Raw genomic sequence first — 23,457 nt, 5'->3', positions numbered from 1 at the left:
CCGTCTGTTCAAGGATTCGCGCCTGGTCGCGCGCGCTCGGCGGTCCGCGGGCTCACCGCTTCGCCCTCCCGTGCCCGACGGTCCGGCGTCCGGGCCGGCCGGCCGGTCCGGCGTGCGTCGCGCGCGCCGCTCCGCGGTCCGGGGCGAGCAGGCCGCGCGCGATCGCGGCGACCTCGTCCCCGGACAGAAAACGCCTGTCGGCGAGCCGCCGGGCCACGGCGAGCACGGCGGCCCGGTTGGCCTCGACCAGCCTCTCGGCGCGTCCCTCGAGCTCGCGCATGTGGCGCGCGACGCGGCCGCGCAGGTCCGAGTTGAACGCGATGTCGCGCAGAAGGTCGTCGCCGGCGCCGAGATAGACCAGGTCCTCGCCCATGCCGAAGCTGCCGTGGACGGAGGCGATCATCGCGGTCGAGGCGCCGATGTCGCTGGACCGCGCCCCGCCGCTCGACGTCGAGATCGCGCCGCAGAAGATCCGCTCCGCGGCGCGGGCGGCGAGCCCGACCACGACGCGGTCCTCGATCCCGCGCCGGGTCGACAGCGGGTCGTCGCCGTAGTCGACGACGGTCCGCCCACCCGACTCGCCGCTCGTCCGCAGCACGACGTGCCGCACGGTGCCGACTGGGATGGCCAGCGCCGCGATGGCGTGCGCAGCTTCGTGGACGCTCATCCTGAACAGGCGCCCGGCCGGGATCTCCTGCACCGGCAGCACCGCACGCCTGAGGTCGTCGACCGAAAGCGGGCGGCCGGCGTTCCTCGCCGTGCGGCGCGCCGCCCGCACCGCATACATGACCTCGGCCCCGGTGGAGCCTTCGAGCAGCACGCCGAGTTCGCTCAGATCGTCCTCGCGCAAATCGCTCTCGAGATGGAATCGCAGAATGTTGAGCGCGCCGGCGGCGTCCGGGCGGGGGATCTCGATGATCTTCTCGAGCCGCCCGGGCCGCAGCAACGCGGGGTCGACGCGGTCGATCATGTTGGTGCTGCCGATCACCACCACCCGGGCCCTGCCCGCCAGAGCGGAATCCAGCAGAAGAAGCGCCTCGGAGACCAAGACATTCCACCACTCGCGCGAGCGGTCCGACATCGTTTCGCGGTTGGGCAGCGCGTCGACCTCGTCGAGGTGAAGGATCGCGCAAGGACTCGCCAATGCCGCAGCGCGCTGGAACGCGCTTCTCATGGATCCCAAGACGGCATCGAGATACCCTGATCCTCCGAACCATCCGCCCACCGAGGTCGACACCAGCGGGATGCCGCCGCAGGCCGCCGCGAGCATCGAGGGGAAGATCGACTTCCCCATGCCGGGCGGCGAGTGCAGGCAGATCCCGCGGTCGATGTCGCGCCAGGAAATCGGGTTACCCGAAGCCCCTTTTCCCGCGCCTTCCTGCGCCCGGTACGCGGCGACATCCAGAGCGAGATCCAATCCCCAACGGCGCGCAGGTCCGTACTCGACTGCGGTCTCGAGCACCGGCACGCGGGCCGCCGTTCCGCGCCCGGCGTCGGCCGCCGCCTGAAGCCGCCGGACGATATCGCGCGCTCCCGTGCCGGGCCTGAAGGCGGCAACGATATCGTGGAGATCGAGGCCGGCGGCGAGGCCGTCCGGCAGCTCCCCGGGCGAGCGCCGCGCGAAGCGGCCGATCGCGCGCTTCAGCACGGCGGCGTCCGGCGCGGCGATGCGGATCGTCACGTCGGCGCCGGCGCTCAGGGCGGTCGGAAGCAGCGCCGCGTCGGCGGCGACGCCCATGACGCACATCCCGCGGGACAGGTCGCGGGCCACGTCGTCGGAGCCCACGGCCGCGTTGCGCCTGCGGTCCGCCCCCTCGCGCGTATGCACGCACCAGCGCGAGCCGAGCACGGACCTGGCGTGGGCGGCGACCGGCACGACCCAGGCCAGGGTCGGGACGACGATCACCGCCGCCAGCGCCTGGTTGTGCCGCAGCCGGCGACGGAGATCGGAAGGCACCGCCGCTTCGAAGGCGGCACCGACCACCGCCGTCACGGCGCTCACCCGCCGGCGGGCCGGACGCGGCTGCGGCTCGTCCTCCTTCTCGATGTCGAAGTCGGCGTCGGCATCCTCCGCCGCGTCCTGCCCGTGCAGGTCGGAGAGCTTCTTCCGAACCATGCGGAAGGTGATCCTGGGCGACTTCTTTTTTCCGGTCTTCTTCACGTGCGGCACCTCACGGTCGTGGCCGGCCCGATGCGGGCCGATGCCAGGTCGATTTCGAGCTGGTCGTCGCAGGCGAGCGACAGCACCGCCGCCGCCGGATCGCGGTCGGACCGGACCGACTGCAGCAGACGGCCGAGCGGGAGCGGCCCGTCCTCGGCGAGGATCTGGAGGATGCCAAGCCGCAGACCGATCGCGACGGGGTGGCCGCGGTGCGACCAGACGAAGTCGACGTTGGAGCGGCGGGGCTCGGCGGCGAGATGCTCCGAGGTGACCACCAGCGAGCCGACCCCGAGCCCGCGCAGCGCGATGCCGCGCAGGATCTCCTCGTCGAACTTCCGTGGGAGACGGGCCGGCACCACGTCGAGCACGAAGGACCCGTCGTCCCTCGCGACCACGACCGCGTCGACCTCGACCGGCGCGGCTCCGACGGGCGCGGACGACACGTGGTGGATCGCACGCACGGCCGGATCGAGCGACGACTGCACCAGTGCCGTCCTGAGCGCGGGATGCCGCGCCGGGATCGGGCCGGACGTCGTCTTGGCCGACACGAAGAGGTCCGGGCGTCCCCGGTGGGCCGTAGGGCCGAAGTCGGGCGGGTGCATCGTCTACTCCGAGGGTCGGCGGCGGGGGCGTCCGAGCTCCACGAACCGGTCGTCGGAGCGGTCGTAGAAGCGGAAACGCGAGCGCCAGCGGCCGCCCACGAGCCGGCGCTCGACCTGCAGATTCTCGAATCCTTCCTCGAACTCGATCGCGGGGCGCCCCTCGGCATGCGCGGCGCAGCGCGTCGCCAGCCAGCCGCCGCCGCGAAGTACCCCGAACGCGCCGCAGACGTCGCAGGTCGTCGCGCTGCGGGCCTCGGCGAGGTCGACGGCCTCCTCGAGCCGCGCGGCAACGTCCCGGGACGGCGCGCCGCGCCAATCGATACGCAGGGTGCCGTACTTCTCCTGGACGGAAACGATCCGCACCGTGCCGCCGTCCGCCTCGACCGCGGCCCGGATCCGCAGGCAGGCCCGCTCCAGCACGTCGCGCCAGCCGTCGCCGCAGCACGGCCAGCCCGCCGCGGCCGGCGGATCGCCGACGGGACCGAACAGGTCGGGGTAGGATTCGACGAGCGATCCGCGCCAGTCGCGACGCCTGGACGACGCCATCGTCAGGCCTCCCCGCGCCCGAGGTCGTCGAGGTCGTCGATCTCGACGAAGGCGTCGCTCTCGAAGACGTAGCGGGCGCCGACCACGACCCGCAGCCGGCCCTTCACCGTCAGCTGGACGAGATGGACGTGCTCCATCCCGGGACTGCGGGCCGGGATGCCCTCGGCGTGCCCGGGGCAGCGGGTCGCGAGAACCCCGTCGGCCCGGTACAGCCGGCCCCGGTCGCCGCAGAGTTCGCAGACGCAGAGGGAGCGGGCCTCGGCCAGGTCGACGGCGGCGCGGACCGCCGCCTCGCTCGCGGCCGACAGCCGGCCGCCCCACCTTATCCGGAGCGCGCCCTGGCTCTGCCCGATAGTCTCGAAGCGGAAAGACTCGCGCGGCTCGAGCGCGGCGGCGATCCGGACGCAGCAGCGGTCGACGACGCCGGCCCAGCCCGGGCCGCACTCCGGCACGCACGGTTCGCGGCCCGGCCTGGCGAAGAAGTCCGGAAGGATCGACGCCAGATCGGCCCGCCAATCGTCACGCTGCAGCACGCCCGCCATACCAACACCTCACGCCTACACAACAAATGTTCTCGCTTTGTTCTATGACCGAGGCTGCCGCATCGAGTCAATAGATTCTATTGAAGGGATAGACCTATTTCAAATAGGTCTATGAGGATCGCGATCTTTCGGGACTTTCGGGGGCGTTTCGGGTTATCGAGGTCGTCGATCGATGTGGAAATCGGCCGCGCGGAGGCCCGGGGGCTTGCCGCCTTCCGCCTGCCGTGGAATTTTCGCCCCCGATCCAACAGCATATGGGCGACGGGACCGATGGCGGAAAAGAAGAAGGCCGGGAGACCGGGACGGAAGCCGCCGGCCGGCGGTCCCAAGAAGCAGCTTCTCACCTCCCTGGATCCCGAGATCATCAAGAGGATCAAGTCGGCGGCCGCGCTGCGGGACACGACGGCCTCGGCGGTGATGGAGCAGGCCGCCGTCGAGTGGCTCGAGCGGCACCAGGACGGGAAGAAGTAGTCCTTGAAAGGACGGCATTTCGAGTCGGTCGATGTCATCACCTGGCGCAGAAACGCAAACCCAAACCGACCTCGACGCGGAAATCGTCGAGCTCTCGGCCGCCATTTCCCGCGATCCGGGCGATGCCAAGGCGCATCGCCGTCGAGGTCTCCTCAAGGCACGCTGCCGCAGGTACGACGAGGCACTGGTGGATCTGGAGCGAGCGCTGATGCTCGCGCCCGGCGACGGTCACGCGTATGGCCTCAGGGCGCTGGTTTGGGAAAAGAAAGGCGATCGTGATCGCGCGCTCCGCGACTTCGACGAGGCGATCCGGCTCGCCCCCCGCGACGCGATCCTGTTCCGCTCCCATCGCGAACGCGTGCTGTCGGAGGGTCGCAGCAGCGGGCCGATCGCGGGGGGCGACTTCAACCTGCTCAAGAATCCCTTCGTCCTCCTCGGCCTGTCGCCCGACGCCGACCCCGCAGCCGTCAAGGAAGCGTACGAAGACGCGATCGAGGACGAGGTGGACGAGCCGGACGTCCTGATGCGCGCGCAGCAGACACTCCTGACGCCGAGGCTGCGGATCGAAGCCGAAGTCGGCGGCTTCCTCGATGTCGATCCGAGCCTGGCGGCCCAGATCGTGTCCGACATCCGCGCCGGCAGGCCGATCGGCGAGATCAAGGAACGTCTGACGCGCCTCCATTCCCTGCCGCGATCGAACGTCATCGCCCATTATGGTTCTGCAGCTTCGCTCGGCCTCGATCACCTCTGTGATCTGATCGAGGCGCAGGCAGCCGTCGCACCCGGCGCCGTGTGCGACGCCATCAACGATGTGCGCCAGGAGATCGCCTTAGGCCGCGTGGACCGCGACGTCGTCACCGATGCGCTCTCCAAGCTGCTGGACCGGCAGACCAAGGCCGTGGTCGAGGCCCTGGGCATGGGCGACGCGGCGGTGGCTCTCTTCGATCTATTCGTCTCGAGGATCGCCGCCGGCGGGGACAGCGCGGCGGTCTTCAGGCTGGACGTATACGTCTCGATGTTCCGCCAGACCGTCGCTTCCGAACTCTCCAAACGGAGCGAGGCCATCGTCGCGGCCTGCGACGAGATACGCAAGAATCCGAAACCGGATGCCGCCTACCGCAAGCTCGAAAGCGTGCTGCGCTTCTGGATGGCGCTGGTTCGACCCATCCAGACCTATGAAAACCACCGACAGCGCGAAGACGCCACCACCCGTGAGATGTACGGGACCGTCCGGCAGCTCGCGCTCGATCTTTCCAACGACCAACGCGAGTTCGAAGGCGCGGAAAAGGTCGTTGACATCGCGTCCGGTGTGTTCGGCCACCTGCCCCGCGCCGCAGACCAGATGGCGGAAGACACGAAACAACTGACCGAACTGCGCAACGACAAGCTGGCCGACGATCTGCTCACGCCGCTGCTGCAGGCGTGCGAGCAGGCCAACAATTCGCACCGCACGATCGAAGGCGAATTGCTCAAGGGCGGTTTCGGCCGCGGGTCGGTCGGAAGCGTGAGATCCATCTTCGACAAGTTCGCAGCCGCCGTCGATGCGACCTCCAAGTTGCCGTTCTCGGATGCGCCATGGCGCCTCGTCCGTTCCATTGCTATTTCGCTGAACAATGACTCGTCGTCTCCGCAAGCTGCGGACAGGATCATCCAGGGACTTCTCGACCACGCGATGCACAAGCCGCCTTCGTCGGACATGCTCACGATTCTCCGGGAGGACCAGCGCGCCGCCCGCAAGATCCTCGTCGAGAACGACTTGACCAAGAATCTGAAGGCCCAAAAGTGGAAGGACACGGAGCAGCTCGCGGAGAGGCTCCTCACGCTCGAGACCGACGAAGAGAACTTGAGTGCCGTGAGGACCATTCGGGATGCCGCGGCCGCCAAGCGGAAGGCCAATACCCGCGTCATGTGGTTCTGGGGCATCGTGATCGGGGGCGGCGGGCTCTGGGCCATCCTGGCCAACGGCGGAAGTAGCCCGGGACCGCAGACGACCCAATACCGGCCGCCGCCATCCTATTCCAATGCGCAAACCTGGCCGCAGACGCCGGCACCGTCTCAGACGACCGCCGCGCCTCCGCAGAGAGCGGAAACATTCGATACCAGCGAGACGATGCCGTCGGTCGGCACCGGTCTGGCGCTGACCCGCGCGAACATCCGCTACTGCGCATTCCAGCGCGTGCGGATCGAGGCCGCCCGACCCCTCATCCAGGCCGGCGTGCAGAGCCAGCGCTTCAGCACGGTGGTGGACGATTACAATTCGCGCTGCAGCGACTATCGCTTCCGGCAGAGCGACAAGGATGCCGTCGATACCGAGCTGATCGGCAAGCGGTATTCGCTGGAATCCGAGGGACGTGCTCTCGCGGCGTCATGGCGACCGTCGGGTCCGCCGGCGACGCGGCGATGAGGGCGCAGGAAACAACGCGCGCGAACGAGGGTCGGTCATGACGGACGGCGGAGATACGATGGCGCGGCTCGCGGTCGAGTATTGGAAGCTTCTGCGCGTGCTTGAGCGGGCACTCGACAGCGTTCCGGAAGAGCGGCGCGAGAGATACGCCTCGCAGGGGCGCTACGCGGCGGACCGCCTCGACGAGCTTCTTCGAGACCGGAAGATGTCCGTTCAGTCGTTCGACGGGATGGACTTCGAAGTCAACCTGCCGGTATCTCCCGTCAACGGGGACGAGTTTCAGGGACGCACCGACGTGGTTGTCGCCCGTACCATCGAGCCCGCCGTCATCGCGGACATGCGTCCCGTCCTGATGGGCAAGGTCTATCTGGCGAGCAAGGAGTGAGCATGTATCTCGGCATCGATCTGGGGACGTCCAATTCGGCCATCGTCGGCAACGACGGTCGGGAATTGCGGCTCTATAAGACCGTGGACGGATCCGACGTGCTTCCGAGCGCGATCATGATCGATCGCCGCGGCGGAATGTTCGTCGGACAGCGGGCCTACGAGCAGGATGCCTTCTCCCCGGAGAACGTGGGCAAGAAGTTCAAGCGTCTCATGGGCACCTCGAGCCCGATCGAATTCAAGAGCGCGGACCGCTCGATGAGCGCCGAGGAGGCGAGCGCCGAAGTGCTCAGGACGCTGCTGGCACAGGCCAAGTTGGCGGCAGGTCAGTTCGATCTGGAGGGCACCGTCATCACGATCCCGGCGGCGTTCAACCAGATGCAGTGCGAAGCGACGATGCGGGCGGCGCAGGCCGCCGGCATCGGGCGCGTCGGCCTGGTCCAGGAACCGATCGCGGCCGCGATGGCGTCGATCGCCGATCGCCAGCGACGCAACTCGGCGCTGAAGGACGGCCAATTCCTGGTCTACGATCTCGGAGGCGGCACCTTCGATGTCGCCATCGTGCAGAGCGTCGGCGGCACGATCAACGTCGTGGGTCACGGCGGCATCAACATGCTCGGCGGCACCGACTTCGACCGCCGGGTCGTCAACGAGATCGTGCGGCCGTGGCTCATGGACCAGTTCGACCTCCCGGAGGACCTGCAGAAGGATCCGACCTATCAGCGCGTGCTCCGGATCGCGGCCCTGTCGGCGCAGCCCTCCACGCGCATTTCCGCCGATGAAACCCAACTGTCGTCCCGCGACCTGGCCGGGAAGGAAATCTACCTCGACATTCCGTTCGACCGACGGCAGCTCGAGGATCTGGTCTCCGATCAGGTTGACCGGTCGATCGATGCGTGCCGGAAGCTGCTCAAGGAGAACGGCTACCAGAGCGGCGACATCGATCGCGTCGTGTTCATCGGCGGTCCGACCCGCATGCCCATCGTTCGTTCGCGCGTGCCGGAACAACTGGGGATCGCCGGAGACCTCGATTCCGATCCGATGACCGCGGTCGCGTTCGGTGCCGCGATCTTCGCCGAGAGCCGCGACTGGTCCGGCGAAGCGGTGACCGCCAAACCGACCAGGGCGACGGCCAAGGCGGGCGGCGCCGTCAAGATCGAATACGGGTATCCGGAGCGGACCTCGGATGCGCGGATCCGGATCCGGGTCAGGCCGCAGCCGGAAGCGCAAGGCAAAGGCTATCGGCTCCAGATCGACAGCGACATGGGTTGGACCAGCGGGCAGCTGCCTCTCGACGGAACGACCTCCGTCAACGACGTGCCCGTCGCGCGCCGGGGCGACAACGAGTTCCGGGTAATGGTGTTCGACCGGTCCGGCAATCCCGTGCAGGAGGCCGAAACCAGGCTTGTCGTGAAGCGCACGGACGCATCGTCCTCAGGCACGCCGATCACCCACACGATCGCCGTCAAGGTGGTCGCCGACGAAGGCGGCATCCCCAAGAACACGCTCCACGAACTCGTGGCGAAGGGACAGTCGATTCCGGCGAGCGGCACCGAGAGCTACCGGGCCGCGAACGATCTGAAGGGCGGAGACAAGGCCGGCCTCGATTTCGAGGTCTACCAGATGGAAACGGGCGTGTCCGATCCGGCCCTCAATCTCCATGTCGGTAGCTTCCGCGTCGAGGGCTCTCAGCTGGAGATCGGTGACATCATCCGTCGCGGCGACGTCGTCCGCGTGCACTGGAATCTCGACGAGAACGGTCTCCTGAACTGCGCGCTCGAAGTGCCCTCGATCGGCCGCCGCTTCGACACCGGCAAGATGTTCACCGATCACGGGGCCAGAAAGAGCTTCGAAGGTCACGAAGGCGAGGAGCTCGCCAACTCCGTCCTCGACACGACCGCGACCGAACTCGAAGAACTCGAGCGCGCCCTCGGTGCGAAGCGCAGCGCCGAGACCGAGGAACTGAACCGGCGGCTGGACGAACAACGCGAGAACCTGAGGACCTCCTTCGAAGCGGACACGCGACGATCGATCGCCGAGGAAGGCCGTGCCATCAGGCAGGAAATCTCCCGAATCAAGAACCGCCCCGAAAACGTGGGCGGCGTCCTGACGGAAGAGACTGATCGTCTGGCCCAGGACTACGATTCCATCGTCCGATCCCACGCTGCCAAATCCACGAACGATCGGTTCGACGCCTTGCTCGCGCAGGTTCGGGAGGCGCTCCGCCATGGTCGGCCCGACGACGCGCGGAAGTCGCACTCCGAAATGTTCGCCATCTTCATCAACGGAGCCAAGGAGCATCCCGGCTTTCAGGTCGACCTGTTCCTCGCCTTCTCCCGCGAACGCCACCTGGCCATCGACAAAGCGCTGCACGAGAGGCTGGTCGCCGACGGACAGGCCTGCATCGACCGAAGCGATCTGGACGGATTGCGCCGGACCATCGGGCGAATTCTAGAGAACCAGATACCGACCAGCGCCAAAAACGCGGCCAGCGCGGCTCTCGCCGGCCTCATGAAGTAGCATGTCCGGCTTTCCTTGGTTTCCGATCGGTCACAAGCTCGTATCCGGCACGGTCGGCAGGCTGCGGGCGGAAGGACCCGGCTATCAGGTGCTGCAGGAGCAGGCGGGCGACGGCCTCATCCTCGTTCTCGCCGGCGGGGAACCGGCCGCGGAAGACGCCGCTAGGATCGACCTTGCCTCGAAGTTCGCCGAGTTCGAGTTCGGCGGCCGCCGCTTCATGACCATGATGCTGGCCAAGTCCTCCGAGCCCGTGCAGACGCTGCACTGGCCCAAGCGGTTCGGGCTGCCCACGACAAGCGACGTCAGGGCCCTGGGCGAGGCGATTTCAGGCATGCGCCGGCGCGCTCCGCGAGCCGAAGTGGCGAGCGCCTTGTTTCTGCCAGCGCTGGAGGTGTGCCTGCCGGTGAAGGATGCCGACGGTACGGAAGACATGAGGCAGGTCGCCGCGCAGATACTTACGGCTTCGCAGGCATCCGCCCTCGACGTCGGATCGGTACGTGGCGCCAATCCTTGGGTCTCTTCCGACGACATCGCCTTCTTCCTCGCTGCTCTGGACGTCTCCGAGCTCGCGGAGCCGGTCGCCCCCGAAGCTTTCGCCCTGCCCGGTCGCCCGGCTCTCGAGGCGTTCTTTCGCGAGTACGTCATCGAGCCGAGCGCCGATCCCGACAGGTACCAGGCGCTCAGGGTGCAGCTGCCGAACGGTATTCTGCTCTACGGACCGCCCGGATCGGGGAAGACCCACGCGGTCGATACCCTGGTCGCGGCGCTGCGGCGGCCTACCTTTCGGCTGGATCTCGGGGAGGTGGGAAGCCCCTTCATCCATCAGACGACGGTCGCGATGCGGCACGCCTTCGAACAGGCCAAGCGCAGCGCACCGTCGCTGCTCGTGCTCGAGGAAATCGACGCCGTGGCCTCCGCGCGGGGGCCGATGTCCCAGGACCACAAGGTCGAGGAACTAACCGAAATACTCAGAATGATCGAAGCGGCCGCCAAGAACGGCGTCCTGGTTCTGGCGACGACGAACAGGAAGGAGGCGCTCGATCCTGCCGTCTTGAGAACCGGTCGGTTCGACCACTCGGTGCTCGTCGACTATCCCACCAAGGAGGAAGTCGAGCTTGCCCTCAAGGGCATGCTGAAGGAGCGGCCGCATGATGTGGTGGATTTATCCCGAACCAGCCAGGCGCTGGCGGGGCGCCCGATGAGCGACGCCGCTTGGGTCGTAAACGAAGCGGCTCGGCTGACGGCGCGGGCCCAACGAGACCGCATCGACGCAGCTTCCATGCGCGAAGCCTTGAGCCGCCTGAGAGCCATGGGCACCACCGCAACCGACTGATCGACATGAGGCGAAACTGTTCGCTTGGCGTCGGTAGGAGCGATTTGCTGGAGGTGTCGATTCCCCGAAAGTCAACGAAAGGAATCGTGGTCTCCGCAGGAAAAATAGCCTGCATCGCTCTTGCGGTCCCGCGAAGTGCTCGCCATCTCAACCACCAGTTTTATTGAAGCTTTCGGAATACCGCCAGACCGCCCGGTGTTTGCTGCCAGGCTTGCGACTTCCGGTCCGACGTCGAACGCGATCCGCTGAACGCCCCTCGGGCGAGCAGCTTCACCAGTATTGCGCCGCGAGTCGAACGAAGCGTGAAAATTGGAATTTGAAACGGACGGGAAGATCCACAAGTGGACGGAATCGTAGAAGCGCAGGCATCGGCCGAAACCAAACCTTACAGGGTGTTGAGCCTGGACGGCGGCGGCATGCGCGGCGTCTATACCGCGGCCTTCCTCGACCGCCTCGTCACGCAGTTCGCTCGCATCCGTGGCGCCGAATCTCTCGATCTCGGCAAAGGATTCGATCTGATCACCGGGACCAGCACCGGAGCTATCGTCGCGTGCGCGCTGGCGGTCGGGCGCCCCATGAGCGGGATCGTCGACCTTTATCGCCATCGGGGTCGCAACATCTTCCCGCATCGGATCAAGGGCAGCCTTTCGGCGTTGCACCGCATATTCGTCGGCTCGTACTACGTCGAACGCGGCGATGCGGCTTTACGCGGAGCACTCTCGGAGGTGCTGGGCACCACCACGATGCTCGACGTCTTCCAAAAGCGCGGCATCTCGCTCTCGATACCCGCTGTCCTCATGAGCAGCCATCGCTCCTGGGTTTTCAAGAAAACGGCGGGCAGCGGCGTCCGTGACGACTTCTACAAGCTGGTGGACGTCTGCATGGCATCCAGCGCGGCCCCGATTTTCCGCTCGCTTGCCGCCGTCAACGATCCCAACAACGAGCATGGCGTGGCGCAGGTGTTCGCCGACGGAGGCCTCTGGGCGAACAATCCGATCATGGTCGGTCTTGTCGATGCGCTGCAATCCGCTCCGAAGGGGGCGCCGATCGAGATCTATTCTCTCGGTACCTGTTCGCGACCGGAGGGCGAGTACATTACCCCGCGCAAGGTGCACCGGTCGATCCTCGGCTGGAAGATGGGCGCTGAAGCGGCGGGGCTCAGCATTTCGGCACAGGAGTTCGCCTTCGACAACATGGCCCGCTTCATCGGCAACACGTTGACGGAGCTCGGACGCCCGGTCGCTAGGGTACGCTTCCCGAAGAAGGACGTGTCGGCTGACACGATGAAATTCCTGGCACTCGACGACGCGCGACCGGAGGCCGTCCGTCGTCTGATCCAGCAGGCGAGCATCGATGCCGATCTCGCCAAGAGCGCCTGCGACGATCCGAACAATTCCGACGGACGGATGGTGAAGGCCCTAATGATGAGTCTGCCGGCGATGCCGAGTACCGGCGTGAAGATGGAGGCGACGACGTGAAGGACTGCGACGAACAGGTGGAGGGCTTCGAACGCGCGGCGGTGCGCATGTCGAAGGACGATCGCGCCGACATCTTCGGCAAAGCCAAAACCAACCGCGACCGACTTCGGAACGGGCTCGACCGCAACGGAAGCCCCAAGGCCATCGGCTCGCGCACGCAAGGCTCCTACGCGATGAAGACGATGATCCAGCACGATCGCAACGACTACGATGTCGACGACGGCGTCTACTTCAAGCGCGACAAGCTCAAGGACGACCAAGGACAGGACAAGTCGCCCGAGGACGCGAGGAAGATGGTCAGCGACGCGCTGCAGGACAATCGCTTCGCCGACCAGCCCGAAGCGCGCAACAATTGCGTGCGGGTCTACTACAAGTCCGAAGGCTACCACGTCGATGTGCCGGTCTACCGCGAGAACCGCAAGACGGATCCGTTCACCGGCGTCGAGAAGAAGTGGTTCGAGATCGCCGCCGGCGACAAGTGGAGAGAGTCCGATCCGCTGGCGAACACCCAGTGGTTCAAAGATGCCAACACCAGCAAATCCCCCGACGCTTCCACCGATGGCAACGAGGGCCAGTTCGTGCGGATCGTCCGCATGGTCAAGGCGTTCGCCCGCAGCCGCTGGACGTGGACGGACGATATTGCGAGCGGCTTCACCATCTCCAAATTGTGCTGCGACCACTTTTCGCGCGACGACGGGCGCGACGACAGGTCGTTCCGGCAGACTTTGAAGGGCATCAGTCTGCAACTGGCACTGAACGTCGCCGTGCGGCATCCGGTGCTGAACGAGAACCTGGCCGAATCCGGCGATGCGAAGACCGCCTTCCTGAAGGAAAAGATCGACGAGAACCTCAAGCACCTCGAGGTACTCGATAGGCTCGACTGCACCCATGACAACGCGATGAAGGCTTGGGACGCGCTGTTCTTCACCGACTGGTTCTCCAAGCAGCCCGACCCCTCCAAGAAGTCCAAGGTCGAGAAGGCGAGCGGGCCCGCCGTGATCAAGCGGGGCGAGAGCCGCTATGCGAAGGAGAACCGCCAAGCGTGAGCCTTCCGCATAATGCGACGACCGTGGTCGGCTCCGGCGATCCGGGGCTGGATGCCTGGTTCACCGGACTCGGCGACGAATTTCTCGGGCGCATACCCGTCGGCTCGCTGCGGCCCCGCATGGTCGAAGGCTGGCGATTGCGGTGGCGGGATCGCGAACTCGAGATCCAGGTCGACGCAGACTTTCCCTTCAGCGTCGCGCGGGTCTACCTCGTAGGGTATTTGCGCGCGAAGGCTGAGCCGCACGTCGAAAAGGACGGCAAGCTGTGTCTTGCGACCAAGGCGGTGCCAGGCGACCGGCTCCGGACCGTCCAGGCTGCGATCGCAGACGCCATCCAACTGCTGGCGGACAACGAGACCAGGAAGCACGAGGACGACTTCCGCGACGATTTCGGCCTTTATTGGCTGTCATGGGTGACCCGCTCCGACATCCGCGTCGAAGTCATGCCTGGCCCCCTCGGAGCCGGCAAGACCATCCTCGGTCGAGCCTTGATGACGGGGCGGGGGATGCTTGTCTTTTCCGGCCAGGCGGAAGCGGTAAGGGTCTGGAAGAACCTGACCGGAGCGGTACCGAAGTCATTCAAGGAAACGCCGGTCATCGCCATCGATCCTCTTCCGGCTCCCGCCCGCTATCCGGACACCGCGGAAGAACTCTGGGCTTTGGTCGAAGCTCGATCCCAAGACGGTGTTGACCTCCTGACGCGGTTGATGAGCAACTCTCCCAAAGAAGCGGTCGTCGTCCTGGCAGGCAAAGGTCCGTCCGGACGCGAGCATTACGCCGCGATGTACCTTCGCCGGCCCTTGGACCGCGGAGGCAAACCGCTGAACCGGCGGAGCATGCGCAAAAGCATCGACCCATCCAAGGATACCGCCAGGACCGTCTTCGGGCGCTTCAGGCTCGATCGCGTCGCGACGCAGCGGACGGATTCGTCAGCCTCGCGCCTGCCAGGAGGAACTCAGCAACAGCTGGCGGCCGCCAAGGTGATCATCGCAGGCTGTGGCGCTCTGGGGTCCGGCGTAGCACGGATGCTCGCGCAAGCCGGCGTCGGGCACCTGCGGCTCGTCGACCCCGAAGACCTCGGCTGGGAAAATATCGGCAGACACGAACTCGGCGCCCTGGCGGTCGGCACAGGCAAAGCGAAGTCGTTGGCCGACAGAATCCGCGCGAGCTTGCCGACGATCGGATTCGTGGAGGGTTATGTTTCCACGTTCGCCACTTTTACGCGCGAACATGCAGAAGCCATCGAGGCTGCAGACCTGATCATCTCCTGCACGGGCGAGTGGGCGGCCGACGCGTCGGTGGAGAATGCGCTGACGCGGCCCGGACAGGATGCCGTCGCCGTCTACGGCTGGATGGAGCCGCACGCGTTGGCGGCACATGCCGTCCTGATCGGAAACTCTGGGGCGAAATTCGCCGACGGCTTCGACGATCAGGGGCAATTTCGGCTGTCCGTCGTCGCGGGCGGCAAGCCGCCGCCGGCCGAGTGCGGGGGCGTCTCGACGCCGTTCGGGGCGGTCGAACTCGCCAACGCTCAAGCCCTTGTCGCCAGGCTCGCGATCGATGCCTTGCGCGGGATCGTAGCCGAGCCGCTGTGGCGATCGTGGCTCGCGGACGCAGCCGCCTTCCGCGAAGCCGACGCATCCGTTGCGTCGGGTTGGGCGGCATCGCGCGGTCAGCCGGACGATATGGGCGGGCCCTACGAACACGACTGGACATTCTCGTGAGCGAGCCGGTCCTGCAGCTCAAAGTCGACCGTATTTCGGTCAGGATAGCATCGCAGGCGCTCGCGACATTCGACGCGCATCGTCAGCGTCGCTTCTACCACCGCGAGGCCGGCGGACAGCTTTTCGCGCGGGTTCGCGGCCATGATTGGGAGATTGCCGTCGCGACCGGACCAAGGTCTCGCGACAGCCGAGGACGATTCTCCTTCCGGCCACATCGGGCCTCGGAGCAGGAAGAGATATTCCGGCACCACGAATTGGGGCTCGATTACGTCGGCGACTGGCACACGCATCCTGAAGACGTGCCGTCCCCCTCGTCCGACGATCTATCAAGCATCGCGGAGGTCGTCCGGCGATCAACGCATCACCTGCCGGGCTTCCTTCTCCTCATCGTGGGTCGAAAACCTTTCCCACAAGGACTCTGGGTCTCGTTCCATTCCATTGACGGGACAAGATCCGAGCCGAAGGAATTGGCGCTTCTCGCCTGCTGCGACCCCGAGGGCGCCTAACCGCCGCGGTCCCGCTTGTTCTTGAGGTAGCCGTCGTTCATCTCGGGATCGGGTTTGAACTTGCTGGTCGACCAAACGATGCGTCCGACTTCGGCAACCCCGCGTTCGATCCTATCGAGCGCTTCGTTCACCCGTCGGCACTGATCCGCACTCAGATAGAAACGATTCTCCTCGAGAAAATTTCTCGTCTGATGGTAGTTGTCGATCGACGCCGAACCCAACGCTTCGACCGCCCGTTCCAGAACGTCGCCGTCGATCTGCGGTCTGAGGAGAGGAACAACGTCCAATGTGCCATCGTCCGAGAGGACGAGAGCCTGCCTGCCGGTCGAACCGTTGCCGACGTAGCGGACCGCCGAGTTGTAGCGACCGCCGCGCGCAGGAGTGCATTTCGGCGTCGCGTTTCCGTCGAGGATCACGCCGATCGCGTGGCAGACGCCGTTCGGATCGGCGATCATCGCACCGTCGATGGAGCTTGCCCGCTCCAGGAATTCCTTGTTAATCGCGGCGGGCTGGATCCGGGTGCCTTGGGATTCCAGCCGCTTGGCCTCGTCAGCAGCATCAGCCGCGAACACGATTGTGCTACCGCGCCCCATCTTGAAGAGCAGGTCCATGACGTTGCGAGCCAGCGCGATCGAAGAATCCGCGATCCCGGGAAAGATGCGGCGCATGTTTTCCTCGAACCGTTCGACCTGGATGGGGTCTTGCGGCAGTCGCGGCTGGCCATCCTTCACCCTCATGAATATGCGATCGCCCCGGCGCAGATCCCACTGATGACGGCCCGTAAAATCGATCGAGAAGTGCGGCGCGCCCACGTCGGAAACCGAACCAAGGCCGAACGCCTTCGCATATCCGCAGATCAGCGCGGTCTCTCGGGTGGCCATCTGCAGCAGTTTTCTTAACCAGCGCGTCTCATTCAGCAAAACGGGCGACGACAGCTTCAACATGTAGTGCAGACTCGGGTCGTTATCTGCGGCCAAGATGATCCTTCCGGTGCCGACCGTCCCCTCGTACATCAGCTTCGAAACTTCTTCGATCGACTCGAACAGCCCCCAATTGGCGTAGTCACCGTCGATGAACGGCGTGCGCATCAGAAGACGTGCGGCCCTATCGGCGATTTCCTTCGCAACCAGACGATTACGGTCGCCTATTCCCCGGCCGGGCTCCGGATGCGGTCTCGACAACTCCTGTACCGCCTGAGCCAATATCTCCCTTATGCACTCAAGGACCAGACTCGTTTCGCCAACCTGATCCTGCCATCGGTAACGGATCGTTGGTAGTGACCTGAGGCCGCGTTCCGGAACTTGGAGAACGGCGACGATGTAGAAATCTCCGTACTTGGTGGCGTGCGAGCAGAAGCTGCGCGTGCCAGTGCGTTCATCCTCGACTTTCAAACGGCGCCCAATCTCCTTCGTGATGACGTTCCGCCGAATGTTCTCAGGTTTGTCGCGCATCGTAGCCCGATCGTCGTAGTGCATACGCTGCATCGGATCGGTTGGGATGGCGCGCTCGACATCCGCAGAGAGCGTACCGAAGATTTCCTGCTTCCAAGGGCCATCCTCCGGCTCGATGCAAACCGCATGGCGCCCTTGGTGGCCCGGAGCGGCCAACCCAACCAGGAAAACGGTAGCTGCTCCATCTTGGAAGCCGATGTCTCCTAAAACACTTCGGGCCAGATGCTGGACGCCCTCTCTGAACGAGTCTTGGTACGGCCACATGAATTGGTCGATAGGTGTCATTCGCCGCTCCCGATCCGCGAAGGCCGTGTGACCGCTTGTCCGTCCGCCTCAGAACTCGGCCCTCCGATCGGCCTCGGCTCTCCGGATCAGTGCCGCTGCCAAGATATGGGGCCGCAAATTTTCCCTTCAACTCGCGACATTCGGTCAATACTTCGGTACTTGCGATAGATCGTCTGCGCGCACCGACCCGGAAAGCTTGGCCAAATCCGCGTTCTTTAGACGGGCCCAGAGTGAGAGATTTTCGGGCCTGTACGTCTCGTCACTTTGCCAGCGTTCGAAAACCGAACTGTCGATCGTCTCGTTGATCGTACTTTCCACGGCGGCGCCGTTGTCGGTTGGGTCGGGTCCGATTGGACGTTTATATTTGCGCTGAACAAACCGGTAGAAGCCGCCTAGGAAGCTCCCGTAGGAATCGATAACAGGTGAACGGATCGTCGGAGAGAATTGGTCGACATCGCTGCGGAACGATAGTCCCTGCGCAGCGGCACGCTTCATCATCCAGGCGAACGGCCGCTGCGACAGCAGGTCGTTCGAGTAACCGCCGCCGACGTTAGCGTGTGCTCCAACAAACCAGCGCTGCTCCGCCTCTGCCAGCGAACGCGGAGCCCGCGGTTGATCCGCAGTCGGGTCCTTGGGCACGCTTCTGGTCCATAGCGTAGGAGCGAAATCCGGACGGTGCTCGTCGATCGCGAGCGCGTGCGCCGCTGCGATATTCGGTGTCCGAAGGCTGGTGTTGAGGAACGAGTGGCTTTTCTTGAAGCGACTAACGCCCACGGGAACGCCCAGGGATCCTACTGTGTCGAAGACCCCCAAAAACTTTATATTCACGAAGCGAGAGTAGCGGACAAGCCACTCCTCCTCCAACGTCGGGTTCTTCGGTGGATGGTTGAGGAGACGCTCGATCGATGGGACCGTCAGTCCCTGCCGGTAACGATCATAGAGCTGTCTAATCGAAAGCGGCCCTCCCGGCTTTAAAACCCCGCAGCGAGAGACGAAGCCGGACAGACTGCGCGCAGTGTAGGACCCGCGGGAGAAGCCGAAGATGAAAATGTCGTCCCCGTCGTTGTAGGTTTCGACGAGCCACTGATAGGTCTCGACAAGGATGTCGTCTATTCCGACGCCAAACATCCCGCCGCGCACTTTGCTACCGACCTGCGTTCCAAGGCCGGCATTGTAGTAGATCGACTGCTTGACCTGATCGGCGCCGACCGGCGCCGTAAGCGCTCGCAGTCGCCAGACATTCGTATTGTCGTTCGTGGTATTCCATGTCCCATCGAGGAATACGGCAATTCGCTTGCGGGGCTGATCGCCCGCCAATTCGCCAACCATTTTCAATGCCTTTTTGTTGCCAAATGCGCCTTAATATACCTATGGTTGCGGCGGTTGGCGAGCCTGCTCCGGACAGCGTAGCGCCTCAACTTCGGCGGCGATCGCGTTCATTGCCAGCCTGGCTGCAACAGTTTCCTGTGGAGAGGGAGTTTCCTGTCTACCCGCCTCTGCGGGGGACGGCGATGCGGCTCGACGATGCCCAGGCCGTCCTTTACACACGCGGCAGCGTTGACTTTTTCCGGACGTACCCGGGTCTCTACGTTCCCAACCCGCTATTACTGCACGCGCAGCGCCGAGACACGCCGGACTGGAATCTACTGCTCAAGGAGACGCTGGCTTTGACAAAGATGAATTGGAACGGCACGCAGTTCGACGGTGCGCTACCGATCACGTTGAAGGCGGCGAGACAGGTCGGTGACATCCTCAAGTACGTGCCGGATGGCACGACGCCTGATCCTCGGTATCGCTTTTACATGTAGACTGAGTGACCCGGCTGCTACGTTCCCCGCAGCGGAAGCGGAACAGGGGGAAAAGCTCAAGCACTGCGGTTCGCGAATCCCTGACCCGTGCTAACCGCCCGGAACGAGCAGGCGGGCGGATGGATTCGTCCCGGCAGGAGCGTTTCGCTATGCTGACGACGAAGGAAAGACCAAAGGCCATTCGAACGCTGCGCGGCTGGGCCATCCACGTTCTGCAGGAGGCGGGCGCCATCCACGAATGCGAGGAGCACGGCTGGGTGAAGGACCGGGCTGATCCGCACGCGCGCGAGCACGCGTTGGCCTTTGCAAAGCAGGACCCGCCGGAGGGCTTGTCTCCGGACGAGGCCGTCGCCGAGGTTCGCGATGTCCTGGGTTCGATTGGCGACACCTGCCCCGAGTGTCCGCCCGGTTCCGACTAGGCCGCTGCCTCGGAGCCGGTACCGGCGGGCGAGCGCACGCGGGCGATTTTCTCCCATGCCAGCACGGCCTGTTGCCACGCGCTACGGCGTGCCGTCCTTCGCCCGACAATTGGCCAGGTCGTCGCGCTTGACCCAGCCGTACACGGAACCTCCCGAATCCTTGTCGAAGTGGACGACGAAGACCCAGTCCCGATACGTGTCGCGGATCGCGACCTTCTGGCCCTTCTCGATCGGCAACCAGCGCGGCTCGGTCTGCCCGCCCGGCCGGTTCGCCAGTTCCGTTTCCTTCGGCACGGTGCACTCGGTGTAGGAGGCGCACGAGATGGCGGGGTACGAGATCAGGGCCGCGGCGGCAAAGAGAAGCTTCTTCATCAGAGGAATCCGAGGACAACGGTGGGCTCAGACGGACGATGCGTCAGTCACGATTGTCTTGCTCCGTAGGCGCCGACCGATCAATAGAGAGTGGACCGGGACCGCCAAGCAGGACGCCGGTGCGCCGCTCAAGCCGACCTCCGACGCGCCCCCGTCGACGGCTTCTTCGCGGCCTCTTCCTTCGCCGGCTTCTTGCCAACGATCGGCATCAGCATCTCCTTCTGGCCCGCCGATGCCTTCTTCGGCTTCTTGGCTGGCTTGCCTGATTTCGCCGGCGCGGCTTCCTGTCCAACACTCCGCCGCAGCGCCTCCATCAGGTTGACGACGTTCGTCGCCGCGGGCTTGTCCTTGGGCGTGATCGGCTTTCCGGCGCGTTTCTGGTTGATGAGCTCGATCAGGGCGGTCTCATAGTGGTCTTCGAACTTTTCCGGCTCGAAGTTGCCGGCCTTCTGGTTCACGATGTGCCTGGCGAGATCGAGCATGTCCTTGGTCACTTTGACGTCCTGGATCTCGTCGAAGTATTCGTGTTCGCTGCGCACTTCATAAGGATAGCGCAGCAGCGTGCCGACGAGACCCTTGTCCATCGGCTCGAGCGCGATGATGTGCTCGCGGTTGGTCAGCACCACCCGCCCGATCGCGACCTTGTCCATCTCGCGGATGGTCTCGCGGATCACCGCGAAGGCGTCATGGCCGACCTTGCCGTCGGGGCGGATGTAGTAGGGGCGGATCAGGTAGCGCGGGTCGATGTCGGCCTTATCGACGAACTCGTCGATCTCGATGGTGCGCGTCGACTCCAGCGCGATTTCCTCGAGCTCCTCCTTCGAGACCTCGATGTACTGGCCCTTCTCGAGTTCGTAGCCCTTGACGATGTCCTCGTTGGGCACCTCGTCGCCGGTGTCAGCGTCTACCTTCAGGTACTTGATCCGGTGCCCGGTCTGACGGTTCAGCTGGTTGAAGGAGATCTTCTCGCTCTCCGAGGTCGCCGGGTAGAGCGCGACCGGACAGGTGACCAGGGAGAGCCTCAAAAAGCCTTTCCAGTTCGCGCGGGGGGCCATGGGTACGCAACGCTCCAGCTACGGGGACTTGGATTCAAGACGAACGGAGGCGGCCGGTTCCGACAGGTCCGGCCGTCGTCCCCGACATTCCTCGTCGCCGAGGACTCGACTCCGGTCGTGTTCTTGTTATGTTCTCTGCGATCATGGCAAACCATTCCGCCAGTTGGCGCTTCCCCACCCAGCGACAGATGCAGAAACTCGCCTCCTCACCCGCGATCGGCCAGAAACCCTCGCCAGCGCCGGCCGTAGGACCGGCAGACGAGCTCCCGCCGGAATACTGGCAGGCACTCCTGGATGACACGCGAGCCGAAACCCGGCCCGCCCCCGCCGGGCCGCAGCGCCTGAGCCAGATTTCTCAACATCTCCTGCGGGTGGGATGCCGCCGCTGCGGCAGGACCGTGGAGATCCAGAAGGTCGATGCGACCCGCCTCTACGGTCGGGACGCGCTCTGGCGTGAGGTCGGCCAGCGGCTGCTGGACAACACCTGCACGCAGCGGACGGGACTGCATGAGGAAGACGGCTGCTGGCCCGCATTCGACTAGCGGCCGGCGCGGCCGAGACTGGATGCCGCCATGGCACCGAAGCACCACCCGACGCCGCTCTCCGGAGGGGACCGCAAGGCGCTCGCCAAGGAGCTTGGCAAGGCCCGAGCGATGACGACCATTCTGGCCGCGCAGTCCGCCGAGGCCCGAGCCAAGGGCGAGGCGCTCCTCCGCCAAGCCGACAAGTTGCTCTGCGAGTCATGGAACGAGCGCATGTGGGCCGACGGCGGACCTATAGATCCCTCGCCCACGGTCGATCAGGCCATCAGCGGCGGATACCCCTGGCTGGAGATCGAGTGCTCGCGCTGCAGGGCCAAGCGGGACGTCGACATGGCCGCGCTGCGACACCCGCCGACCACGTTCGTCCACGACCTGGCGAGCCGCCTCCGCTGCAGCAAATGCGCCAAGGCCAATCGCCGCCCGCCGGCGATGCTGCTACAGCTGTCGCAACGAGCCCGCCATCCGGATCTGGAAGCCTGAATGTGTAACCTCTACTCGATCACCACCAACCAGGCCGCCATCAGCTCGCTGTTTCGCGTCGTCAACCGGTACGTCGGCAACCTTCCGCCGTTGCCCGGCGTGTTTCCCGACTACAAGGCGCCGATCGTCCGGAGCGGCAACGACGGCCGCGAACTCGCGCTTGCCCGTTGGGGCATGCCGTCGTCGTCGAAGGCCCTGATGGACGCCACGAAGAAGCGCGCCGAGAAGCTGCAGGCCAAGGGCAAGACCGTCGACTTCAAGGAGTTGCTCCGGATGGAGCCGGATTCTGGAACCACCAACATCCGGAACGTGAAGTCGAAGCATTGGACGCGCTGGCTCGGCGTCGAGAACCGCTGTGTGGTGCCGTTCAACAGCTTCAGCGAGTTCAACAAGGCCGAGGGCGGAGACATCTGGTTCGCGATCGACGAGACCCGCCCGCTCCTCTGCTTCGCCGGCATCTGGACCAACTGGACGTCGGTCAGGAAGGTCAAGGAAGGCGAGACCACCAACGACCTTTATGCATTCCTGACGACGGAGCCGAACGCCGAGGTCGGCGCCATCCATCCAAAGGCGATGCCCGTGGTCCTGACGACGCCCGACGAGGTCGAGATATGGATGACCGCGCCCGCCGAGGAAGCCCTGAAGCTGCAGCGGCCCCTTCCGGACGGGACACTCCGGATCGTCGCTCGCGGCGTGAAGGAAGATCCCGCCCCCTAGCGTTGTGCAGCCACTCGTCATCGCTGGCCTTCCCGTGAGCCACGAAAGAGCCGCCTGGAAGCCTCGGTATGCGAGTTCTGCTAGGGCCGAAGACGCTCTGAAGGGAAATCCCAGCTTGCACCGTATATGCTGGGCCAACAGTCCTTGCCCAGGCATCAGATCAAGGAGATAGCGATGCAAGTCCAACACTCTCAGACCAGCGTGGCACGTCCAACCTGCGAGATCAGGGGTGGCTTGTCATCCTGGGACGATAGCGATCCGGCGATCAAGTTCACCTGGTTCAATTCGAACGGCCAGGCCGCTCGCGGCGGCGAATTCCCAGCCGAGGCCTTGCCGGAGATGATAGCCTTCGCGATCAAGAATGGGTACGTGAAGGCGAAGGACGTACTCTCAGCTGTGGGGTCGGTTCTCTAACCTTAAAGACGGCGTGGAAGCCTCCAGCCGACCTTTATACGGCGACGACCGTTGAGGCCGTCGCTGCTGCTTCCAGGACTCGGCCGCTGCGGCAACGCGATGTATCAAGCCACCCGCCCACTGCGGCGGCGATTTCGGCTTTTCAGCGTACCGCGCGGCAAGCCGTTCCTTCGCGAACACCACGGTACAAATTCGGA

The 23,457-nt window shown here is 65.0% G+C and carries 23 protein-coding genes; 15 read left to right on the top strand and 8 right to left on the bottom strand.

Features of this window, described 5'->3' with window-relative positions; translation table 11 throughout:
- Positions 1-52: 52 nt before the first annotated feature.
- From AC0L3B_RS03295 to AC0L3B_RS03280, 4 genes are read right to left on the bottom strand one after another with little or no spacing between them, the layout of a single operon-like run.
- Positions 53-2,161 (bottom strand): AAA family ATPase, encoded by a 2,109-nt coding sequence (locus tag AC0L3B_RS03295; RefSeq protein WP_473380011.1) that lies wholly within the window; start codon positions 2,159-2,161, stop codon positions 53-55.
- Positions 2,158-2,763, bottom strand: a complete 606-nt coding sequence (locus AC0L3B_RS03290; protein WP_473380010.1) for a hypothetical protein — start codon at positions 2,761-2,763, stop codon at positions 2,158-2,160. Before AC0L3B_RS03290 ends, AC0L3B_RS03295 begins: the two co-directional genes overlap by 4 nt.
- Positions 2,764-2,766: 3 nt before the next feature.
- Positions 2,767-3,309: a hypothetical protein gene (locus AC0L3B_RS03285; protein WP_473380009.1), complete on the bottom strand. Its 543-nt coding sequence runs from the start codon at positions 3,307-3,309 to the stop codon at positions 2,767-2,769.
- 2 nt (positions 3,310-3,311) lie between these two features.
- A complete protein-coding gene (locus tag AC0L3B_RS03280; protein ID WP_473380008.1) occupies positions 3,312-3,851 on the bottom strand; it encodes a hypothetical protein in 540 nt (179 codons plus the stop codon).
- Positions 3,852-4,121: 270 nt separating this feature from the next.
- Between AC0L3B_RS03280 and AC0L3B_RS03275 the strand changes: the two genes are divergently transcribed.
- From AC0L3B_RS03275 to AC0L3B_RS03235, 9 genes are all read left to right on the top strand, one after another.
- The gene (locus AC0L3B_RS03275) at positions 4,122-4,322 is read left to right on the top strand and encodes a hypothetical protein (protein ID WP_473380007.1); all 201 of its coding nucleotides are present in this window, start codon (positions 4,122-4,124) and stop codon (positions 4,320-4,322) included.
- A 31-nt stretch (positions 4,323-4,353) separates the two neighbouring features.
- Entirely contained in the window at positions 4,354-6,726 is a 2,373-nt protein-coding gene (locus AC0L3B_RS03270) for a tetratricopeptide repeat protein (RefSeq protein ID WP_473380006.1), read from the top strand.
- A gap of 37 nt (positions 6,727-6,763) precedes the next feature.
- Complete coding sequence (locus tag AC0L3B_RS03265; protein ID WP_473380005.1) at positions 6,764-7,111, top strand: hypothetical protein; 348 nt, start codon at positions 6,764-6,766, stop codon at positions 7,109-7,111.
- 2 nt (positions 7,112-7,113) lie between these two features.
- A complete protein-coding gene (locus AC0L3B_RS03260; protein ID WP_473380130.1) occupies positions 7,114-9,630 on the top strand; it encodes an Hsp70 family protein in 2,517 nt (838 codons plus the stop codon).
- A 1-nt stretch (position 9,631) separates the two neighbouring features.
- Positions 9,632-10,963: an AAA family ATPase gene (locus tag AC0L3B_RS03255; protein WP_473380004.1), complete on the top strand. Its 1,332-nt coding sequence runs from the start codon at positions 9,632-9,634 to the stop codon at positions 10,961-10,963.
- Between the two features lie 341 nt (positions 10,964-11,304).
- Complete coding sequence (locus tag AC0L3B_RS03250) at positions 11,305-12,441, top strand: patatin-like phospholipase family protein (protein ID WP_473380003.1); 1,137 nt, start codon at positions 11,305-11,307, stop codon at positions 12,439-12,441.
- Positions 12,438-13,487, top strand: coding sequence for a cyclic GMP-AMP synthase DncV-like nucleotidyltransferase (locus tag AC0L3B_RS03245; RefSeq protein WP_473380002.1), 1,050 nt, complete (start codon positions 12,438-12,440; stop codon positions 13,485-13,487). The genes AC0L3B_RS03250 and AC0L3B_RS03245 overlap by 4 nt, the downstream gene beginning before the upstream one ends.
- The gene (locus AC0L3B_RS03240; RefSeq protein ID WP_473380001.1) at positions 13,484-15,211 is read left to right on the top strand and encodes a ThiF family adenylyltransferase; all 1,728 of its coding nucleotides are present in this window, start codon (positions 13,484-13,486) and stop codon (positions 15,209-15,211) included. The genes AC0L3B_RS03245 and AC0L3B_RS03240 overlap by 4 nt, the downstream gene beginning before the upstream one ends.
- Positions 15,208-15,717 (top strand): Mov34/MPN/PAD-1 family protein, encoded by a 510-nt coding sequence (locus tag AC0L3B_RS03235; protein ID WP_473380000.1) that lies wholly within the window; start codon positions 15,208-15,210, stop codon positions 15,715-15,717. Before AC0L3B_RS03240 ends, AC0L3B_RS03235 begins: the two co-directional genes overlap by 4 nt.
- On the opposite strand, the gene AC0L3B_RS03230 is transcribed toward AC0L3B_RS03235, so the two are convergent.
- Together AC0L3B_RS03230 and AC0L3B_RS03225 are read right to left on the bottom strand one after the other, a co-directional pair.
- On the bottom strand, positions 15,714-17,453 hold the full coding sequence (locus AC0L3B_RS03230) for a hypothetical protein (RefSeq protein ID WP_473379999.1): 1,740 nt from the start codon (positions 17,451-17,453) through the stop codon (positions 15,714-15,716). The genes AC0L3B_RS03235 and AC0L3B_RS03230 overlap by 4 nt on opposite strands.
- Positions 17,454-17,597: 144 nt before the next feature.
- Positions 17,598-18,782 (bottom strand): DUF2235 domain-containing protein, encoded by a 1,185-nt coding sequence (locus AC0L3B_RS03225; protein ID WP_473379998.1) that lies wholly within the window; start codon positions 18,780-18,782, stop codon positions 17,598-17,600.
- Between the two features lie 182 nt (positions 18,783-18,964).
- Here AC0L3B_RS03225 and AC0L3B_RS03220 point away from each other — a divergent pair, with 182 nt between their 5' ends.
- Both AC0L3B_RS03220 and AC0L3B_RS03215 read left to right on the top strand, forming a co-directional pair.
- Positions 18,965-19,261, top strand: coding sequence for a hypothetical protein (locus AC0L3B_RS03220; RefSeq protein WP_473379997.1), 297 nt, complete (start codon positions 18,965-18,967; stop codon positions 19,259-19,261).
- Between the two features lie 149 nt (positions 19,262-19,410).
- On the top strand, positions 19,411-19,680 hold the full coding sequence (locus tag AC0L3B_RS03215) for a hypothetical protein (RefSeq protein ID WP_473379996.1): 270 nt from the start codon (positions 19,411-19,413) through the stop codon (positions 19,678-19,680).
- Positions 19,681-19,761: 81 nt separating this feature from the next.
- Here AC0L3B_RS03215 and AC0L3B_RS03210 read toward each other — a convergent pair whose 3' ends face one another.
- Positions 19,762-20,052: a hypothetical protein gene (locus AC0L3B_RS03210; RefSeq protein WP_473379995.1), complete on the bottom strand. Its 291-nt coding sequence runs from the start codon at positions 20,050-20,052 to the stop codon at positions 19,762-19,764.
- Positions 20,053-20,180: 128 nt separating this feature from the next.
- Complete coding sequence (gene ku / locus AC0L3B_RS03205) at positions 20,181-21,107, bottom strand: non-homologous end joining protein Ku (protein ID WP_473379994.1); 927 nt, start codon at positions 21,105-21,107, stop codon at positions 20,181-20,183.
- A gap of 188 nt (positions 21,108-21,295) precedes the next feature.
- On the opposite strand from ku, the gene AC0L3B_RS03200 reads away from it, so the two are divergent.
- From AC0L3B_RS03200 to AC0L3B_RS03185, 4 genes are all read left to right on the top strand, one after another.
- Positions 21,296-21,649: a hypothetical protein gene (locus tag AC0L3B_RS03200; RefSeq protein WP_473379993.1), complete on the top strand. Its 354-nt coding sequence runs from the start codon at positions 21,296-21,298 to the stop codon at positions 21,647-21,649.
- Positions 21,650-21,679: 30 nt separating this feature from the next.
- Positions 21,680-22,129: a hypothetical protein gene (locus tag AC0L3B_RS03195; RefSeq protein ID WP_473379992.1), complete on the top strand. Its 450-nt coding sequence runs from the start codon at positions 21,680-21,682 to the stop codon at positions 22,127-22,129.
- Positions 22,130-22,846, top strand: coding sequence for an SOS response-associated peptidase (locus AC0L3B_RS03190; protein WP_473379991.1), 717 nt, complete (start codon positions 22,130-22,132; stop codon positions 22,844-22,846).
- Positions 22,847-23,020: 174 nt separating this feature from the next.
- Positions 23,021-23,260: a hypothetical protein gene (locus tag AC0L3B_RS03185; protein WP_473379990.1), complete on the top strand. Its 240-nt coding sequence runs from the start codon at positions 23,021-23,023 to the stop codon at positions 23,258-23,260.
- Positions 23,261-23,457: the final 197 nt, after the last annotated feature.

It is taken from the genome of Bradyrhizobium sp. Kon56 (assembly GCF_055807635.1).
This window is presented reverse-complemented; position numbering and strand designations above follow the sequence as displayed.

Bases quoted from the DNA above. Each gene is read 5' to 3' on its own strand.
- AC0L3B_RS03265 (WP_473380005.1), top strand. From the start codon at position 6,764: ATGACGGACGGCGGAGATACGATGGCGCGGCTCGCGGTCGAGTATTGG.
- AC0L3B_RS03255 (WP_473380004.1), top strand. From the start codon at position 9,632: ATGTCCGGCTTTCCTTGGTTTCCGATCGGTCACAAGCTCGTATCCGGC.
- AC0L3B_RS03220 (WP_473379997.1), top strand. From the start codon at position 18,965: ATGCGGCTCGACGATGCCCAGGCCGTCCTTTACACACGCGGCAGCGTT.
- AC0L3B_RS03290 (WP_473380010.1), bottom strand. From the start codon at position 2,763: ATGCACCCGCCCGACTTCGGCCCTACGGCCCACCGGGGACGCCCGGAC.
- AC0L3B_RS03270 (WP_473380006.1), top strand. From the start codon at position 4,354: ATGTCATCACCTGGCGCAGAAACGCAAACCCAAACCGACCTCGACGCG.
- AC0L3B_RS03285 (WP_473380009.1), bottom strand. From the start codon at position 3,309: ATGGCGTCGTCCAGGCGTCGCGACTGGCGCGGATCGCTCGTCGAATCC.
- AC0L3B_RS03260 (WP_473380130.1), top strand. From the start codon at position 7,114: ATGTATCTCGGCATCGATCTGGGGACGTCCAATTCGGCCATCGTCGGC.
- AC0L3B_RS03200 (WP_473379993.1), top strand. From the start codon at position 21,296: ATGCAGAAACTCGCCTCCTCACCCGCGATCGGCCAGAAACCCTCGCCA.
- ku (WP_473379994.1), bottom strand. From the start codon at position 21,107: ATGGCCCCCCGCGCGAACTGGAAAGGCTTTTTGAGGCTCTCCCTGGTC.
- AC0L3B_RS03195 (WP_473379992.1), top strand. From the start codon at position 21,680: ATGGCACCGAAGCACCACCCGACGCCGCTCTCCGGAGGGGACCGCAAG.
- AC0L3B_RS03275 (WP_473380007.1), top strand. From the start codon at position 4,122: ATGGCGGAAAAGAAGAAGGCCGGGAGACCGGGACGGAAGCCGCCGGCC.
- AC0L3B_RS03210 (WP_473379995.1), bottom strand. From the start codon at position 20,052: ATGAAGAAGCTTCTCTTTGCCGCCGCGGCCCTGATCTCGTACCCCGCC.
- AC0L3B_RS03280 (WP_473380008.1), bottom strand. From the start codon at position 3,851: ATGGCGGGCGTGCTGCAGCGTGACGATTGGCGGGCCGATCTGGCGTCG.
- AC0L3B_RS03190 (WP_473379991.1), top strand. From the start codon at position 22,130: ATGTGTAACCTCTACTCGATCACCACCAACCAGGCCGCCATCAGCTCG.
- AC0L3B_RS03225 (WP_473379998.1), bottom strand. From the start codon at position 18,782: ATGGTTGGCGAATTGGCGGGCGATCAGCCCCGCAAGCGAATTGCCGTA.
- AC0L3B_RS03185 (WP_473379990.1), top strand. From the start codon at position 23,021: ATGCAAGTCCAACACTCTCAGACCAGCGTGGCACGTCCAACCTGCGAG.
- AC0L3B_RS03215 (WP_473379996.1), top strand. From the start codon at position 19,411: ATGCTGACGACGAAGGAAAGACCAAAGGCCATTCGAACGCTGCGCGGC.
- AC0L3B_RS03230 (WP_473379999.1), bottom strand. From the start codon at position 17,453: ATGACACCTATCGACCAATTCATGTGGCCGTACCAAGACTCGTTCAGA.